The organism is Mesorhizobium sp. M1088, from assembly GCF_040318575.1.
In the GTDB taxonomy this organism is placed as follows: domain Bacteria; phylum Pseudomonadota; class Alphaproteobacteria; order Rhizobiales; family Rhizobiaceae; genus Mesorhizobium.
In genome coordinates this window covers 53566-68685 of sequence record NZ_JAMYMO010000034.1, presented here as the reverse complement: position 1 = coordinate 68685, position 15120 = coordinate 53566, and the positions used below count along the sequence as shown (strand labels likewise).

General features: G+C 58.6%; 22 protein-coding genes and 1 tRNA gene. 18 read left to right on the top strand and 5 right to left on the bottom strand.

The window, feature by feature from the left end; translation table 11 throughout:
* The first annotated feature begins 282 nt into the window (after positions 1 to 282).
* The 12 genes from NKH49_RS27150 (at position 283) to NKH49_RS27095 (ending at position 7727) form a co-directional block, all read left to right on the top strand.
* The gene (locus tag NKH49_RS27150) at positions 283 to 1521 is read left to right on the top strand and encodes a tyrosine-type recombinase/integrase (protein WP_352928735.1); all 1239 of its coding nucleotides are present in this window, start codon (positions 283 to 285) and stop codon (positions 1519 to 1521) included.
* Entirely contained in the window at positions 1514 to 2068 is a 555-nt protein-coding gene (locus tag NKH49_RS27145; protein ID WP_352928733.1) for a hypothetical protein, read from the top strand. Before NKH49_RS27150 ends, NKH49_RS27145 begins: the two co-directional genes overlap by 8 nt.
* A gap of 80 nt (positions 2069 to 2148) precedes the next feature.
* Positions 2149 to 2346 (top strand): helix-turn-helix transcriptional regulator, encoded by a 198-nt coding sequence (locus NKH49_RS27140; RefSeq protein WP_029354494.1) that lies wholly within the window; start codon positions 2149 to 2151, stop codon positions 2344 to 2346.
* Positions 2343 to 2534, top strand: coding sequence for a hypothetical protein (locus tag NKH49_RS27135; RefSeq protein ID WP_352928731.1), 192 nt, complete (start codon positions 2343 to 2345; stop codon positions 2532 to 2534). The genes NKH49_RS27140 and NKH49_RS27135 overlap by 4 nt, the downstream gene beginning before the upstream one ends.
* A 193-nt stretch (positions 2535 to 2727) precedes the next feature.
* Positions 2728 to 2949, top strand: coding sequence for a hypothetical protein (locus tag NKH49_RS27130; RefSeq protein ID WP_352928729.1), 222 nt, complete (start codon positions 2728 to 2730; stop codon positions 2947 to 2949).
* Positions 2949 to 3452 (top strand): hypothetical protein, encoded by a 504-nt coding sequence (locus NKH49_RS27125; RefSeq protein WP_352928727.1) that lies wholly within the window; start codon positions 2949 to 2951, stop codon positions 3450 to 3452. The genes NKH49_RS27130 and NKH49_RS27125 overlap by 1 nt, the downstream gene beginning before the upstream one ends.
* A gap of 393 nt (positions 3453 to 3845) precedes the next feature.
* Entirely contained in the window at positions 3846 to 4241 is a 396-nt protein-coding gene (locus NKH49_RS27120) for a hypothetical protein (RefSeq protein WP_352928725.1), read from the top strand.
* A gap of 83 nt (positions 4242 to 4324) precedes the next feature.
* Positions 4325 to 5731 (top strand): terminase large subunit domain-containing protein, encoded by a 1407-nt coding sequence (locus NKH49_RS27115; protein ID WP_352928723.1) that lies wholly within the window; start codon positions 4325 to 4327, stop codon positions 5729 to 5731.
* Complete coding sequence (locus NKH49_RS27110) at positions 5724 to 6296, top strand: hypothetical protein (RefSeq protein ID WP_352928721.1); 573 nt, start codon at positions 5724 to 5726, stop codon at positions 6294 to 6296. Before NKH49_RS27115 ends, NKH49_RS27110 begins: the two co-directional genes overlap by 8 nt.
* Complete coding sequence (locus NKH49_RS27105) at positions 6296 to 6790, top strand: hypothetical protein (protein ID WP_352928719.1); 495 nt, start codon at positions 6296 to 6298, stop codon at positions 6788 to 6790. The genes NKH49_RS27110 and NKH49_RS27105 overlap by 1 nt, the downstream gene beginning before the upstream one ends.
* Before the next feature lie 137 nt (positions 6791 to 6927).
* Entirely contained in the window at positions 6928 to 7521 is a 594-nt protein-coding gene (locus NKH49_RS27100; protein ID WP_352928717.1) for a hypothetical protein, read from the top strand.
* Positions 7518 to 7727: a hypothetical protein gene (locus NKH49_RS27095; protein ID WP_352928715.1), complete on the top strand. Its 210-nt coding sequence runs from the start codon at positions 7518 to 7520 to the stop codon at positions 7725 to 7727. The genes NKH49_RS27100 and NKH49_RS27095 overlap by 4 nt, the downstream gene beginning before the upstream one ends.
* Positions 7728 to 7805: 78 nt before the next feature.
* Here NKH49_RS27095 and NKH49_RS27090 read toward each other — a convergent pair whose 3' ends face one another.
* The 3 genes from NKH49_RS27090 to NKH49_RS27080 all read right to left on the bottom strand — a co-directional run bounded on the left by NKH49_RS27090 (position 7806) and on the right by NKH49_RS27080 (position 9402).
* Positions 7806 to 8210, bottom strand: a complete 405-nt coding sequence (locus NKH49_RS27090; RefSeq protein WP_352928713.1) for a hypothetical protein — start codon at positions 8208 to 8210, stop codon at positions 7806 to 7808.
* Positions 8211 to 8278: 68 nt separating this feature from the next.
* A complete protein-coding gene (locus NKH49_RS27085; protein ID WP_352928711.1) occupies positions 8279 to 9028 on the bottom strand; it encodes a hypothetical protein in 750 nt (249 codons plus the stop codon).
* Positions 9029 to 9090: 62 nt separating this feature from the next.
* Entirely contained in the window at positions 9091 to 9402 is a 312-nt protein-coding gene (locus NKH49_RS27080; RefSeq protein WP_352928709.1) for a hypothetical protein, read from the bottom strand.
* Between the two features lie 141 nt (positions 9403 to 9543).
* Between NKH49_RS27080 and NKH49_RS27075 the strand changes: the two genes are divergently transcribed.
* The 4 genes from NKH49_RS27075 (at position 9544) to NKH49_RS27060 (ending at position 11578) form a co-directional block, all read left to right on the top strand.
* Positions 9544 to 9750 (top strand): hypothetical protein, encoded by a 207-nt coding sequence (locus NKH49_RS27075; protein ID WP_352928707.1) that lies wholly within the window; start codon positions 9544 to 9546, stop codon positions 9748 to 9750.
* A 165-nt stretch (positions 9751 to 9915) separates the two neighbouring features.
* Complete coding sequence (locus tag NKH49_RS27070; RefSeq protein ID WP_352928705.1) at positions 9916 to 10392, top strand: hypothetical protein; 477 nt, start codon at positions 9916 to 9918, stop codon at positions 10390 to 10392.
* Between the two features lie 44 nt (positions 10393 to 10436).
* Positions 10437 to 10982: a hypothetical protein gene (locus tag NKH49_RS27065; RefSeq protein WP_352928703.1), complete on the top strand. Its 546-nt coding sequence runs from the start codon at positions 10437 to 10439 to the stop codon at positions 10980 to 10982.
* 362 nt (positions 10983 to 11344) lie between these two features.
* Entirely contained in the window at positions 11345 to 11578 is a 234-nt protein-coding gene (locus tag NKH49_RS27060) for a hypothetical protein (RefSeq protein WP_352928701.1), read from the top strand.
* Between the two features lie 111 nt (positions 11579 to 11689).
* Here NKH49_RS27060 and NKH49_RS27055 read toward each other — a convergent pair whose 3' ends face one another.
* Both NKH49_RS27055 and NKH49_RS27050 read right to left on the bottom strand, forming a co-directional pair.
* Complete coding sequence (locus NKH49_RS27055) at positions 11690 to 12145, bottom strand: hypothetical protein (RefSeq protein ID WP_352928700.1); 456 nt, start codon at positions 12143 to 12145, stop codon at positions 11690 to 11692.
* A 154-nt stretch (positions 12146 to 12299) separates the two neighbouring features.
* Positions 12300 to 12389: transfer RNA gene (locus tag NKH49_RS27050), tRNA-Ser, on the bottom strand.
* Positions 12390 to 12849: 460 nt separating this feature from the next.
* Between NKH49_RS27050 and NKH49_RS27045 the strand changes: the two genes are divergently transcribed.
* A complete protein-coding gene (locus tag NKH49_RS27045) occupies positions 12850 to 13581 on the top strand; it encodes a hypothetical protein (RefSeq protein WP_352471863.1) in 732 nt (243 codons plus the stop codon).
* A gap of 274 nt (positions 13582 to 13855) precedes the next feature.
* Complete coding sequence (locus NKH49_RS27040; RefSeq protein ID WP_352928698.1) at positions 13856 to 15079, top strand: septal ring lytic transglycosylase RlpA family protein; 1224 nt, start codon at positions 13856 to 13858, stop codon at positions 15077 to 15079.
* The last annotated feature ends 41 nt before the right edge of the window (positions 15080 to 15120 follow it).

Below are 15120 nucleotides of genomic sequence, written 5' to 3'. Positions count from 1 at the left end.
TCGACTTGGAACAGAGGACCTTGCAGACCATCGACAACCCGTTCGGCACGAGGTTGTCACCCATGTCTTAAGTACAATCTGTTACCCATGTCTCCGGGTTGGATAAAAGACGGATATGGCGGAGGGAGTGTCCGTGTCCGCCTAATCCCAGGGGTTCCAAGGGTGTCTCAGTTTCCACTGAAATCCTTGTGGTACAAGGGATTGAGTTCCGATAGCGTCCAAGGGGGTCTTGCCAAGTCCCGGCACAAGTTGTACGTAGACTTGTTCGCAGGGAGAGTTCGAATGCAAATCAACCGCCTGTCCGTCGCTACCGTCAACGCCAAGACCAAGCCCGGCCTTTATGCCGATGGGCTCGGCCTGTATCTCCAAGTGGCCAAGGGAGGGGCGAAAAGCTGGATCTTCCGCTACATGCTCGCCGGCCGGCCGCGCAAGATGGGCTTAGGCTCCGTCAACACCGTGTCGCTCAAGCTGGCACGGGAGCGGGCAGGGGAGCAGCGCCTGAAGTTGCTCGATGCAGACGATCCGATCGAACTGCGCAAGGCTGAGCGGCTGGAGAAGCTGGCGGCGTCGGCAACCGTCCTGACGTTCAAGGAAGCTGCCGGCCAGTACATCAAGGCGCATCGCGCGGGCTGGAGCAACATCAAGCACGCCGCGCAATGGACCGCCACGCTGGACACTTACGTCTATCCTGTGTTTGGGCAACTCGCCGTGTCTCGTGTCGATGTCGGTTTGGTCATGAAGGCGCTGGAACCGATCTGGACCACGAAGCCAGAGACGGCAACGCGGGTGAGGGGACGCATCGAAAGCATTCTCGATTGGGCTACCGCTCGGGGCTACCGGCAGGGCGACAACCCGGCACGGTGGCGCGGCCATCTGGACAAGCTGCTGCCGGCCCGTAGCAAGGTCGCCAAGGTCAAGCACCATGCCGCGCTTCCCTATGCCGAGATCGGCGCCTTTGTCGGCGACGTGCGCAAGATGGAAGGCATCAGCCCCAAGGCGCTGGAGTTTGCCATCCTCACGGCCACCAGGACGGGCGAGGCAGTGGGTGCGCGCTGGAGTGAGATCGACGCCGACAACGCGCTGTGGACCATCCCCGCCGACCGCATGAAGGGCAAGAAGGAACACCGCGTTCCGCTGTCCGATCGCGCGCTCAAAATCCTTGCCAGTTTGCCTCGCGAGAAAGACGCCGAATACGTTTTCATTGGCGAGAAGAAAGGCCAGCCCCTATCCAACATGTCATTGTTGATGACGCTGCGGCGCATGAAGCGCGATGATCTGACGACGCATGGTTTCCGCAGCACGTTCCGCGATTGGGCCGCAGAGCAGACCGCATACCCGAATGAGCTTCTCGAAATGGCGCTGGCGCACACTGTCGGCGACAAGACGGAAGCTGCCTATCGGCGCGGCGACATGATGGAAAAGCGCCGCCGGCTGATGCAGGATTGGGCAGAGTTCTGTGCCAGCGCCAAGTTGGCGTCTGCATCGAACGTCACGCCGATCAGGGCTGGCGGCAATGTCTGACCCTCTGGCCACCTTAGTTTCAGAGCTTGAGGCGGCGCGCGCGATCAAGGCTGATGATGTCGAGAACTTGCCGCGTGCTGTAGTGCTACATGCGGTGGATGCTGCCCACCGCTACTTTGCAAGCGTCGGCATTGAGGATCGTTTGAGGGCTCCGCTGCTGCATCTGTTGGGTGCCCTCCAAGACCTGGAACAGGGCCGAACGAACCCCATCCTCGCCGCCGGGCCATATTCCCCGACCAAGCAACACACTCGGCAGATCGATACGGCTGAGTTTGTGATGGCGTCATATGCGGTCACCATCATGTCAGAACAGCCTAACGTTTCGACTGACAAAGCCCTTGAAGAGATGGCTGCTGTGATCGGCACGGAAAAAAAGACTCTGCGAGAGTTCCGCAAAAACATCAGCAAGGGCCGGGCCACCGACGAGGCCAAGCGAGAGTATGCCGAGTGGCGAAAAATCAGGCGACAGTTCAAGGAAATGCCTGCTGACAAATTCGTAGAGGCCATGAAAGACAAGGCGAAACGGCTCCGCTTCCAAAAAGGGTAAAGCATCTAATTCTTTGCCCCCGGCCACCTGCTTTCTTGTGGGGGCCAGCAAGTTCCTGCTGGCTACACAGGAGAACACCCATGGTCCAAACCATCCTTCGCCGCGACGAGGTAGAGCGCGCAACCGGCCTTCCTCGCTCCACCATCTACGCCAAGATTGCCGCCGGCAACTTTCCCAAGCCAATTCAACTTTCCGCCCGCGCTGTCGGCTGGCTGGAGAGTGATATCGCTGCCTGGCAGAAATCCCGGATCGATGCTCGCGACGGGGTGGCAGCATGAATTTGACACCTCCAGAGCACGAGCACAGCGCCGCGATTACAATGGCGGCCGAATGGCTCCGCGAGCACCCGCGCAACCGCATCAACACGCCAATTGTTCCGGCCCTTAAGGCCACTTTCGGGCTTTCGACGGCTGAAGCCATCGCGGCAATCCAGGAAGCAAATCTGCGCGGTCAGCGTGCAGCATGACCCATCCACAAATGGAAACCGCCGGCCCAAATGGCATTGGGCGCGGCGGGATCAGTAAGGTAACAGCAGCAACTGAATCTAGCTTTTCCTACCGGGAAAGTCTAGGCGTCTGCCGGCTCCGCCGCCGCTTTCGCATCAGCCTGGAATTGGCCTGCGTGGTCGCCGAGCTAGCCTTCAATGCGGAGGTCAGCACATGACGCCGCAGACCAAATGGAAGTTGGCCCATCCAAAGGCGGTATGGGCGCAACATGCCCTTCGTTCCGCCCTCAAGCGCGGCCTTGTCCTTCAGGAACCGTGCGAGGTGTGCGGCAATCTCGATGCCGAGGCTCACCACGATGACTATGACAAGCCGATGATCGTTCGCTGGCTCTGCCGGCTGCATCACAGGGCCGTGCATAGGAAGGGCGGTGTCTGATGAGCGGCAACACCCGCCCCTTCACGATGGTCTCGCCAGAACTCCACAACTCCCGGCGCTACCTATCGCTTGACGATAGCGGGAGGGCATTGATGCACTACTACGTGAGCGGGCCGCACCAGACCAGTTGCGGCTGCTCCCAGATAAAGCCTGCCTACGCCGCTGCCGACCTCGCATGGCCCGTGGAGAAGTACCTGGAGTACCGAGGCAAGCTGTTCGACGCCGGGCTGATCGCCTTTGATGCCGCCACCAACGAAATCTATATCGAACGATGGTTCAAGCATCACTGCAAAGGCAGTTGGAAATTCGGCAAAGGCCTGATGACCCAAATCTGCAAGATCGAGAGTGACCAGCTTCGCGAGCAGGTGGAGACAGAGTTCGCTTCAACCGACATCGGCATGCAAGCCATGGAGGCTCAGGCGGCCGAGAAAGACGGCAGCAAACCCAGCATCGCCAACGATCACAGCCGCCTGGCTTCAACACGGCTCATGCAGAGAATATAGGCTATCGATACCCTATCGATATACGGAGACGTGAGACGGAGACAGAAACGGACACTGAGACCATACCTTTATACGAAAACCAAAACTGAAACTTTAGACCATCGCTCTGGAAGAAAGAGCCGACAACCATCCGAAGGCTGATCAACGTCACAAGCAATAAGCAACAAGCAGACGAGATCACCAACGACTGACCAGACCGAGCACTGGCAGCATGTTTTTCTCCCAAGGCCGCCAGAGTCTCTGGAGACGCCAACTTGGCGACACCAGCGCCTTCAAGCTGTGTCGGCGGAGCGTGTTTCCGCCTAAAGCTGTTGATTTCCAAGGCGTTGCACCATTTGTTCTTGATCTACGTACAAATGCGCGTACATTGCGCGAGTGATTTGGAGATAGAAATTGGCCGCAGACGCATCAGGGATGGAAGCCGAGTCCGCGCCGAAAGCAGGCGGAAAGGTTCGGCTTAAGACGCTAGCCGATCTGGACCGGCGCACGACTGCCGCCCGTGTCGTGTTCGAACTCCGCGACAGCCTGGCGGCCGATCTCGGGGGCAAGGCCAATCTCAGCGTCATGAAGCTGGAGTTGATCGACAACGTGGCCTGTCTCGGCGCCATGCTCAAAGATGCTGCAGCCAGCTACATCACAGGCGAGCCGATCGACATCAACGAGTTCATGGCCCTGACCAACGCTCAACGCCGGCTGCTTGCCGATCTGGGGCTTGAACGTCGGGCACTGAAGGACATCACCCCGAACTTGCGTGACTACGCGGCCAACGCCTACGGGGCCGCCAAGTGAGCCTCGCCAACATCACCATCGATAGCGCCTTGCGCGACCCGAACCTGCTTGGTGCTGCCCTTGGACCATCGACCACATGGGATGTGTGGATTGCCATCCTCCGCGCTGCCTATGGCCTGGAGCTATCAGCTTCCGAGCGTCTGGCGTTCGATGCCGTTGCCGGTGGCAGGGAACCGCCCCACAAGCGCGTTCGCGAACTCTGGTGCATCATCGGCCGCCGCTCGGGCAAGTCCCGTGTAGCAGCCGCCCTGGCTGACTTCATTGCGGCCTTCAACGATCATGGCGACAAGCTTGCGCCGGGTGAGGTGGGGACGGTCCTTGTCCTTGCCGCTTCCCGTATCCAAGCCCAGACGGTGTTCAACTACGTCCGGGCATTCTTCGAAGCGAGCCCGATCCTTTCCCAGCTTGTCGAGAGCGTGACCAACGACGAGATCAAGCTTGCCGGCAACATCGCCATCAGCGTGCACACCAACAACTACCGAACCGTGCGCGGTCGCACCTTGATTGCAGTCGTCTTTGATGAGGTGGGCTTCTGGCGTGACGAATCGACCTCATTGCCTGATGTCGAGACCTACCGCGCCGTGCTGCCCGCGCTTGCCACCACCGGCGGCATGCTGATCGGCATATCGAGCCCGTATGCCCAACGTGGCCTGCTCTACACCAAGCACCGGGAATGCTTCGGCAAGGACGATGCACAGGTTCTTGTCGTGCAGGCCGGGACCAAGGTGTTCAACCCGACGATCGATACCGACATCATCGACCAGGCACACCGCGACGATCCCGAATCAGCCGCAGCGGAATGGGATGCGAAGTTCCGGGGTGACCTGTCCACATTCGTTGATAGGGCCGTGGTGGAGCGCTGCGTCGATATCGGGCTGCATGAGCGTCCCTATGACCGGAAATTCCGCTACGTGGCCTTCTGCGACCCGTCCGGCGGTGCTCATGACTCAATGACGCTTGGCATTGCGCACCGGGAGAATGACCGGGGCGTTCTGGACTGCCTTCGCGAGGTGAAGCCGCCCTTTGCCCCGGCCGATGTCGTCGGCGAGTTCTGCCGCGTTCTGAACGTCTACAAAGTTAGTAGTGTTACCGGGGACCGCTATGCGGGATCTTGGGTTTCCGATGCCTTCCGCAAAGAGGGCGTTCGCTATGTCGCTTCCGAACGAAGCCGCTCGGAAATCTACATCGACTCGCTGCCGCAACTGATGGGCGGCACGATGTCGCTTCTGGATAACGTCCGGCTTGTCGGCCAGATTTCCCAGCTTGAGCGGCGCACCACGCGCACCGGCCGCGACAACATCGACCACATGTCCGGCGCTTCGGACGATCTGTGCAACGCCGCGCTCGGCGCCGTCATGCACGTTCCATCGCTGAACCGCGCCGATGCTGGCTCCCACACCAACCGCCAGCCGGTGGTGACCTTGGGGCATGCGAACATGAAGTCCCGAATGATTGGAAAGGCAACGAAAGGTCCATACCGCAATGGCTGATATTTCGACCCGCCGCGTGGAGGCAGAGACGCGACTTACAGAGCTTCGCCAGATGCAGGGCATTGCCTTGCTGGACGATCAGGAATTCGACACAGGGCCGCTGTCAGAGGTGGAAAGGGAGCTTTCCGCCCTTGATGCCGCCGAAGGCGAGGCAGTACGGCGCCAACGTGTCGAGGCAGCAGCGGCAGAGCAGCAACGCCTGGTCACTTTGCGCAAGACGCTGACTGTCGTGGAGGAAAACCGCCTGGAGGCCGTGGACTGTGCCGAGAAGGCCGCCCGCGACCTGTGCGACGCCTTGAAGGAAGTCCGCGCCCGCAGCGCCGACGCCACGCGGCTGTTGCGCGCCCTTGGTGTCCGGCCTGCCGTGCTGCTCGACGTCTACGAATTGGAGTTCCGCATGAGCTTGCGCTTTGCGGCGGCAATCAAGCCCCTGGTCGGCCTTGGCCGGCGCTTCGGGCAGATCACGTTCCCCGAGGCTCGCAGCCCCTATGACAAGCCTTGGCGGGCCGAAGAACAGGCAATCGCCAACGCCGACATTTCCCGCGCCATGAAAGGATCATACTGATGGCAAAATCCGCCGCTGCACTCGACATTCCCGAATCTTCCGACCGAGCTGTTCCGGAAATCGATCCGGCTCGCATGACCCTCCAACATGCCGGCCAGGTGTGGAGCGAATATCTTGTCCGCGTCCCTGCGGACTTTGTCGCCGATGACCTCAAGAGCCCTTCGGTATGGCGCAAGGCGCAGGCAGGCAGCCGGAACGCTCTTCGGAAGCTGGACCGCGTGACGGTCATTGCCTTCGATGAAAGCTGGATTGCGGAAGCGATTGTCGCCTCTGCCGATAGCAAGAGCGCGGTGCTGGCAAGGCCCCGCATTACGTCCATTCCGGTGCGCTTCGACAAACTGTTTGAGGACGATCAGTACCGCGTCGCCTGGAACGGCCATGGCTACGTTGTCGAACGAAAGGCAGACGGCCACGCAATGACCCAGCCCACGGCGAATCCGGAACTCGCAACGCGGCTGCTGGTCAATATGTACCCGGCGAGGGTCGGCCGATGAGCAACGAACTTGTAGTTTCCGAGAATTCTGGCGCGGCCGCAGGGTCTGCGACGGAAGGCCTTGCGGGTGGTGGTGGGCAGGCGGGTTTTGCCTCCTTGACTGTCAACCCCACCCGCAAGGCAGAAATAGAGCGGATCATGAAAAGTGATTTCGTCCGTTACGAGGACGAGGGCCTGAATAAGGAATATCTGGCCCTGCTCGAGGCCGAGCAATACGAGGTTGACCCGGATTCCATACCGGCAACCCGGCCCCTGGCGGCGGACCAGTCGCGCACTGAACTTTGCAGCTCGGAAGCCGGCCGCAAGCTTGTCCATGATTGGGACCGGTCGGGCGGCTTCAAGCCTCATCTTGCCAATGTCCAGCGCGATGTCGGCGAAATGGTGCGCACGATCGGCACTGTTCGCGATCAGCGCGTTTTCATGGAGCACTTTGACCGCGAGGTTCCGATCCCGGCGCGGCTTGCCGTCTATGACGAGATCGCGGCGGGCAGGGGACTTTATATCAGCCCGGCGGCGCCCAGCGAGGTAAAGCATTTTGCAGCCACGCCAGCCGGCGGCCTGCTCGTTGCCGAATGGAGTTCTAGCGCTCCGGAAAAGGTGGCGATGCTACGGGCTCGCGCCAAGCGCATGACAGCCGCCATGAGCGAGGCAGACGCGGACGAGTTTTGGACCTGGTTCGACAACCTCGATGCCGGCCCTGTCGCGGCGATCTTCCGCAAGATGGCGGGATGATCAATGAAGGCCTTTCATGGTTCGCCCTGTCTTTTCGACCGCTTCGACCTGCCAAGCTCCTGCGGGGCTGGCAGGGCCACGGCCTCTATCTCGCCGATCGGTGCGAGGTGGCGGCTGGCTATGGTCAGTATTGCTGCGAGGTGGAAATTCCGGGCGGTCCATACATCGACAACCACAAGGCCTGCGATGGCTCGCCCCTTACGTGATCTGACTCCGAATCGTGGCGTCGTCAGGGGTGAGCCTGATGCTAGCCAGCGGGACTTGGCAAACCACCGCGACGGGTTTCACCGCGGACTAGCACCCAATTCGAATGCAAATCGGCACATCTCATCAGTCGGCTTCCGCCCGAGGTTGTCGGTACTCAGGTAACCGATCATAGAAAAAAACGCGCTGTAAAGTTGCTGGGTAGGGTCTGCGCCGAGCGCAAACTGAATGACGCTTCCGCCGTCGGCGCCGAGCTTGTCCACAGACCCCTCGCACGGTCCAACAAAAATCCATTGAAGGGCGGCGGTCTTCAGGGTGACCTTGTTTTGGTCACTTAGCTGAAATCCCGCTGAGATGGCGTCCAGTCCGGCGTTCCACCGGATGACCTTCTGAGCGTAAGGGACCCTGCGGATGTTGGCGTAAGCGGCTTGCGATAGGACTAGCGCCAAAAACCCCGCAAAGATAATCTTGTTGATCAGCACCATTTCGGCCCCCAAGCTAACCATGCCGCAACTGCGTCGGAGACGCAACGGGAGTGAGGGATCAGCCCGACTCAAGTCTTCGCGTCGGTTGCCTTTGCTTTCGTGAAATAGAGTGGGCCCGGGTCGCTGTGCTGGCCAAAAAGCGAGATTAATCGGTTTCTAATATGAAAATGGTCGACAACCCACTTTTCCACAACTCCGACGTGTGCTTGCACAATCGCCGCGAGCGATTCTCCTGTCAACTTTGTGGCAACCGGCAGCTCGCGCCTCCACACAAGCAGCTGGTAAATCTCGACAACATCGGACGCGATCGAAGGCCCTAAAAGTCCTAAGCGACTAATGTTGGCTTGGAAAATTTGCGGCTCGAACAGCGGCATAAATAGACTGACATCGACCGGCGCTGTTGGAATAGTTTTCCCAAACTCTTCGTAAACTGCCTTCTGAATCCTCATTACAGGGAGGCCATTTGAGAGTCGTGTAAATGCCGCGTTGAGTTCACCACTTAAGGCGGCGGCAAGCGCCTGTTGTTCATCTAGCCGATCAGCAGCTTTTGCCCTGCGAGCAATTTCCGCCTGATGCTCGCGAGCCTCTCGATCCAGTCCCGCCTGTCTGGCTTGCGAGATTGCGAGGTTTTGAAAGCCACGTCGGGTCTGCCATGCCACTGCGGAGAAACCAAACGCCGCTGCGACCATGGTGGCGGCGCTTGAGGCGACCCCGTCGACCATTGCTCTCTCAATCAACTGAAAAACTGGTCGGATGCTGAGGAACACGCCAAGTGCCAAGGCGCTGATGCACAGCCAAGGCTTTACCCATTCCGGCATTGCTTGGCCCCCCTCTGGCGGCAGTGTCTCTCAAAGCAAACGAGCGCGCAAGCTTCGCCCCCTTAGTCCACCATGTCACGAAGCGGTTTCTTGCGTTTCTGCGGCCGGTATTTTTCCACCAGCCTGACCTTGTCGATATCGACCGTAGCCAGCGGTCCCATGTCGATTGTCACCTTGCCGCCTTCCTCGTCAATGCGCGTGACCTCGCCCATAAGCTCAATCTGCTGGCCTCGCTTGACCTTGGATTTGCTGTCCACGATCGAATGCGGGAAGTTGTAGGTCGGAATACTGACGCTTACCCGGTCCTCTGTGACCCGTCTACGAACCGTGGCCGTGATCGCAACCACGTCACCGATGCCAATTCCCCGCGCCATGCTTTGAGTCTGGGGCGGCCGGCGCCTTAGTCAAGATGCTGCTAATATACAGCAACAACGCTGCTTGGCCGGACTGCAACATCTTCCTATATCGCGCGAATGGCAAACGGCTGGACAGTTCAGGGCCTAATAGACGAGCGCATGGAACTCTATGCGTATTGCTACAGTCCACAATGCCACCATAATCAGCCGCTCGACCTCGAAAAGCTGAGGGCTAAGCTCGGCCCTGATGGGCTGGCAATGGCGGATGATCTGATTCCCAAGCTCAAGTGCGCAAAGTGCGGCGGCAAGCGTGTCGGGTTGACCTATACCCCCGACACCGCGCCGCCCGCCTACCGGGGACAATGAGAGACCGCCTGCCGAAACTCGCGCTGGTGAGGCTCCGTATCGATCCGGGGTGGGCCTTACCTGTGCGCCCTGAGTTTGCTTTGAAACGCGGAACGGACTATCTATGGATGGTTAGCCACAAGGATGCCGCACACATCCCTCATGATCATGTGCGAAAGGGTCAAAATGGCCGCTGCAAAATTCACACTATATAATGGTTTTTTGGGACTAGCCTCGGCGGTCTCCGTGGCGCTGTTGAGTGTCATTGTGGCGTATCAAATTTCCCAGGCCGGCACATTGGGAGAGCATGGTCAAAAGCTCACTTCGATGGAGAGCTCTCTTACCGTACGAATGAATTCGATGGAGAATAGCCTCAGCGCAAAGCTCGATTCCGTCTCCCAAGATCAAAAAACTATGCTTAAGGCAATGGACCTAAGTTCCAACGACCCTACCAAGTTGCTAGTCCAAATGGGGATAATTGGCGAGGGCGACGCCTTTGCTGCGACGATCCACGACGGCGGGTTGTGGGTGATCCCGGCGCAGGCCTCGGTTGCAGCAAAGATTGAAAAGGCCGGGCTCAAACGTGAGCAGATCAACAACGGCGTCATGGGATATCGTGTCTTGGACTTCAAAGCGTCTGCAGCACCCTCCGTTGCTCAGTAGCCCAGGTCGAATGGAAATTCTGGAAGACAGGCTAAACAGCGAGAGTGACCGGGGTTAGCGTGCAAGGCGATCATACACCTGACGCCAAGCAGGTAGAGGGAATCCTTGCGACGATAGGCACTCTGGTCATCTTCATGCAGACGGCGGAACGGGTGATCGCCACGACACTTTCTTTGGCGCTCCCCGAATCTCCCATTCAGTCGGTGGACGATCTGACAAAAGAGACAGAGGCAAATGACAAGGCTACGCTTGGAGCGTTAATAAAGAAACTCAACCGGAGAGTCGAACTGGATGACGATTTTGCAGAAGTCTTGGAGGCGTTTCTCATAGACCGAAACGCTCTCATCCATGACGTTCATAGGATTCCAGGGTTCGGCTTGAAAACGAACGTCGAATTAGCTGAGACGAGCAAGTTTTTAAGAAATCTAGTTGAGAATAGTCAAACTGTCACGAGGGTCTTCATTTCGCTATTGGTCGAGTGGGGCGCGCAGATCGGCAGTTCGCTTAGCCAAGATGAGCAAATTCGAGAGTTCCTTGGCGATCTGGACGGAATTGCCACATCCATCTTCTTCGCCAAACCAGCGCAATAACGCACACGTGAGCTTGAACTTAAGCCGTACTCCTCTTCGTTGCGCAGCGCTCGACCTATGACGGCAGTACAGAGAACGCCATCGTCTCGAAGCTGGTCGGGAGCCGATCCGACATGCTCAAGATCGCCGCCGACATTTTGAAGGCGTGCCACGCAAACAATCAAACGCCGAGTGACAAAATCTATGATGCGTTCGTTGAGTTCCTGAAAGGACCCGCCGAGCGTCACTGAATCCGCCAACTGGCGGAATTGGCCCGCTGCCTCACGGTGGCGGACCTCTCACCGGCCCGGCTTCTGCTTTCGCTTGGGTTCATCAGCGTCGACAGCGGAGATATCCAACTGGACACCGACAGGGATTCTCCAATGGACGTTTTTTTTGAATTTGTAGAGCCTAACTCGATGCCCGCCTTGGAAGCTGAACTGCTGGTTCACCATGTCCACACGCTCGCCGCAAACTTCGTGCGCCAGCCCAAATCCTGTCAGGTCACCCCAGAGCACGTTGCCAACTTTTTTTACCGGGACATTGATGCTCTGAGGCATCAAATTACCTTAATGCCTTTTGCTTGCAGCTCTTTCACAGCCTTTAAAACGGTCTGATGATCCAGGTTCAACGCATCCGCAATCATAACGGAATTGATGCGGGTATGCCCCAACGCTCTCAGGGCTTTCACGTACTGCAAAACCGCCACAGATGTCTTGGCATTGAGCTTAGTTGGACGCTTTTGCTCGACGGCCGCTACCCGGCTCACCGTCGCCGACTGACTCTTCCTGATCCGAACGGAGTTCGATGTGGTCGCCGGTTTCCGCAACAGCAGCAGCGTGTTCATTCTTTTCTTCCTGTGTTGATAGAGCGATCACCGATGAAATCGCCTTCACCAAATTGGGCAACAGGGCGGTTGGCAGAATCAATTTGACGAGCGGATAAATGGAGATTGCCGCTCCGTCTTGCAACGCCGAGATTCGATCGGTCGAGAGCTTTGCGGGCGTCCGCGCGAAATTGATTTCGCACTCATATTGGCCCTGGCTGACCTCTGCATAGTTTACGTAAATTGGCTCCATGCTGTCGTCAGCTTCGAGCACAACTCTGGCGGTGACCTGGACAAGTTTGGCTGGCTGTTCCGCATCCTGCCGCCTTGCCTTAGCTTGCTTAGGTCGTCGAGCCATTTACCGCTATTCTCCCCCGAATGCGACTCTTAGGTCGAGAGGTCCTGGATGTCTACCGATACTTAGCGCCCAAAAGTTTACAACCAAACCATATGCGTGGACTTGTACGTAAGAAGCGAGATTATCCAATTTACTCCATAATTTCAACGGCATGTGGCGGAGGGAGTGGGATTCGAACCCACGGTGGGCTTGCACCCACGCCGGTTTTCAAGACCGGTGCCTTAAACCGCTCGGCCATCCCTCCAAGGTGATTTTTCAATCACTTAGGATATCGCGAGAGGAGCGGGTTCGAGCTGTCGGTACCGGATAGGCACCAGGACGTTCCCCGACCGGTTCGCGCTCCATTCCTGTAAAGCCGCATTCAGCGCCAAGTCAACCGTGGCGGCCGCACCTTTCGGCGCGATCCAGGGCGGTGAGCAGCGTCATGGCGAGCTGTGTTTGTGCTGAGTGTGGAAAATCGTTTTTAAAACCCGCACGGACTATTAATCGTTGAGCGCTGATATGTGGAGCGCATTAGGCACATGTAAGTAAATCATATTCTGGAGTTGATTTTGGCCGTACTTGGCGCTCTCCCGCCCGGTCTTCGCTGTAGACCAGTCCGCGAAACCGACTGGGAGGGAGTGGTTGATTGCCTGTGCAGGGGCTTTCCGGCGCGTAATCGGAGTTACTGGATACACGCTCTGACCCGCTTGTCGCAGCGGCCTGTGGTTGCCGAGTTCCCACAATATGGCTTTGCTTTGGAGCATGCCGGTCGGATCGTCGGCGTCGTGCTCACCCTTTATGCTCGCTATCACGGGTCGGAGAGCGAGGAAATTCGCTGCAATCTTTCAAGCTGGTCAGTCGATGCAGATTTCCGTCCCTATGGCGCCATGTTGGTTGCGGCGGTTCTCAAGCGGAAGGACGTGACCTACACGAACATTTCGCCTGCACAAGCGACATTGAAAGCCAACCGGGCGCTCGGCTTTCGGCTCTTCTCCAGCGGACAATTTACCTTCTTGCCGGCTTTAAGTTCGGCGCAGCGGTCATGTCGCGTGGTCGAAGTGCGTCCCGATCTCCCGGAATTGGCGATGCTGCCCGAGAGTGAGAGATACATACTGTCGGAACACGCCGCGCTGGGCTGCCTGTCGTTGATCTGCATTTGCGACGGAGCAGCGTTCCCCCTGGTGTTGATGCCGCGCCGAATGTTGCACGGTGTTATCCGATGCCACCAAGTCATCTATTGCCGCTCGCTTGCGGATTTGAGCCGCTGCGCCGGCGCGATGGGGCGCTTTCTCTTGCGAAGCGGAATCCTGGTTTGCTTTGTCGACGCCAAGGAGCCGATTCCAGGCTTGGTGGGATGGTACCGCCCCAACAAGGGGCTGAAATACTTCAAAGGTCCCAGACCACCCGCACCTGGAGATCTGACGTTCACCGAACTTGTGATATTCGGTCCCTGAATCTGCGCTCGCAGCCACGCCAAGCCAGGGGCAAAGTGCGCCACCAACGAGCGTTTCTGATCGATAAGCGATGATTTTCATGCCGATCAGCGAAGCGGTCCATGCCACAATCTCGCCCGGTTCCGACCACAATCGGTTAATACGGTGATAAACAATTCCTGCGCACAAAAAGGATTGGGGTAGGGCGTCGCCGGCGTTTCCGGAGTGGGTGCTTTGGCATCGCTGACGTTCATGCTGCGGTGCCTTCGTCGATGCTATAGGGGACAATCAAAATATGCAGACCACGGCGCGCCCGCGTCTTCGTCGCGCTTCCGCTTTCGCGCTGTTTGCCTTGTCGGCAGCCTTTCTTGCAGCATGTGCCGGGCCGCAGCAAAGGGCGATGGTCAACAAGAAACCTCGCTCCAAGGAATATTTTTCCGAAGCCGAATACGGCGTGAAAGCCAGCCCGCGCGTCATGTTCAAGACGTCTCGCGGACGCGACCAGCTCGGCAAGCCCTATCAGGTGCGCGGCAAGTGGTATTATCCGAAGGAAGACAAACGTTACGCCAAGGTTGGCCTCGCATCCTGGTACGGTGAGGCCTTCCACGGCCGGTTGACGGCCAACGGCGAAGTCTACGACATGGCAGATCTGACGGCGGCGCATCCGACCATGCCGCTGCCGAGCTATGCGCGGGTCACCAACATGAAGACCGGCAGCTCGGTGATCGTGCGCGTCAACGACCGCGGGCCCTATCATGATGGACGCATCATCGATGTGTCGAAGCGCGCTGCTGAAATGCTCGATTATGCCAATGTCGGTACGGCCGAGGTGAAGGTCGAATATGTCGGCCGTGCGCCGCTCGAAGGCAATGACGGGCAGTATCTGGTGGCTTCGTATCGTCCAGGCAACAGGGCGCCGGATCCGTCGGACGGTCTGCCCAGCGGCGTCATGGTCGCGATGAATGGGCCGTCGCCAAGCCTGCCGGTGAGCGCTGCTGCCGTGCCGTTCCCCGGTCAGCTGACGAATTCCGGGCAGGGATCCGATGCACGGCCTGTCATGGCGGTGCAAGCATCTGCTTCGGGAGACATTGTACTGCCCGATTTCGGCCCGATCGTGCCGGAGCGTCCGGAGATCAACCTGCCGGCGCAATCGCCGTTCACCATGGCGTCGCTGTCTTACGTCGACGAGCGCGTGCAGCGCGCCTCTAACGCGTTTGCCGGGCTGGATCGCACCGGCATGTCGTCCGCCGAGCTTCTTCAACCGTGGAAGCGGCAAGCCCCTCCAGCCGGGTCGCCCACCGCCTATGTCGCGGCGGGTTCATTCGAGAATGCCGCCGAAGCGGAGCGTGTGGCTGCCCAGCTTTCCAGCTTCGGCAAGACCGAAATCCAGCGCTCGGAACTTGAAGGCAAGGACTGGTACTCGGTCAACCTCTTTGCCAACGGTCGTGGCAGCCTGGACGAGATGCTGCAGGCAGCGTGGTCGCATGGTGCGCCGGATGCGCTTGCGGTACGCAACTGAGTTCGGGGCTGCCTGGTTTTTTCGCGCGCGATTGATCCGCC

Bases quoted from the DNA above. Each gene is read 5' to 3' on its own strand.
- NKH49_RS27150 (WP_352928735.1), top strand. From the start codon at position 283: ATGCAAATCAACCGCCTGTCCGTCGCTACCGTCAACGCCAAGACCAAG.
- NKH49_RS27135 (WP_352928731.1), top strand. From the start codon at position 2,343: ATGAATTTGACACCTCCAGAGCACGAGCACAGCGCCGCGATTACAATG.
- NKH49_RS27130 (WP_352928729.1), top strand. From the start codon at position 2,728: ATGACGCCGCAGACCAAATGGAAGTTGGCCCATCCAAAGGCGGTATGG.
- NKH49_RS27095 (WP_352928715.1), top strand. From the start codon at position 7,518: ATGATCAATGAAGGCCTTTCATGGTTCGCCCTGTCTTTTCGACCGCTT.
- NKH49_RS27100 (WP_352928717.1), top strand. From the start codon at position 6,928: ATGAAAAGTGATTTCGTCCGTTACGAGGACGAGGGCCTGAATAAGGAA.
- NKH49_RS27145 (WP_352928733.1), top strand. From the start codon at position 1,514: ATGTCTGACCCTCTGGCCACCTTAGTTTCAGAGCTTGAGGCGGCGCGC.
- NKH49_RS27105 (WP_352928719.1), top strand. From the start codon at position 6,296: ATGGCAAAATCCGCCGCTGCACTCGACATTCCCGAATCTTCCGACCGA.
- NKH49_RS27140 (WP_029354494.1), top strand. From the start codon at position 2,149: ATGGTCCAAACCATCCTTCGCCGCGACGAGGTAGAGCGCGCAACCGGC.
- NKH49_RS27060 (WP_352928701.1), top strand. From the start codon at position 11,345: ATGGACGTTTTTTTTGAATTTGTAGAGCCTAACTCGATGCCCGCCTTG.
- NKH49_RS27055 (WP_352928700.1), bottom strand. From the start codon at position 12,145: ATGGCTCGACGACCTAAGCAAGCTAAGGCAAGGCGGCAGGATGCGGAA.
- NKH49_RS27080 (WP_352928709.1), bottom strand. From the start codon at position 9,402: ATGGCGCGGGGAATTGGCATCGGTGACGTGGTTGCGATCACGGCCACG.
- NKH49_RS27070 (WP_352928705.1), top strand. From the start codon at position 9,916: ATGGCCGCTGCAAAATTCACACTATATAATGGTTTTTTGGGACTAGCC.
- NKH49_RS27090 (WP_352928713.1), bottom strand. From the start codon at position 8,210: ATGGTGCTGATCAACAAGATTATCTTTGCGGGGTTTTTGGCGCTAGTC.
- NKH49_RS27040 (WP_352928698.1), top strand. From the start codon at position 13,856: ATGCAGACCACGGCGCGCCCGCGTCTTCGTCGCGCTTCCGCTTTCGCG.
- NKH49_RS27075 (WP_352928707.1), top strand. From the start codon at position 9,544: ATGGAACTCTATGCGTATTGCTACAGTCCACAATGCCACCATAATCAG.
- NKH49_RS27110 (WP_352928721.1), top strand. From the start codon at position 5,724: ATGGCTGATATTTCGACCCGCCGCGTGGAGGCAGAGACGCGACTTACA.
- NKH49_RS27085 (WP_352928711.1), bottom strand. From the start codon at position 9,028: ATGCCGGAATGGGTAAAGCCTTGGCTGTGCATCAGCGCCTTGGCACTT.
- NKH49_RS27125 (WP_352928727.1), top strand. From the start codon at position 2,949: ATGAGCGGCAACACCCGCCCCTTCACGATGGTCTCGCCAGAACTCCAC.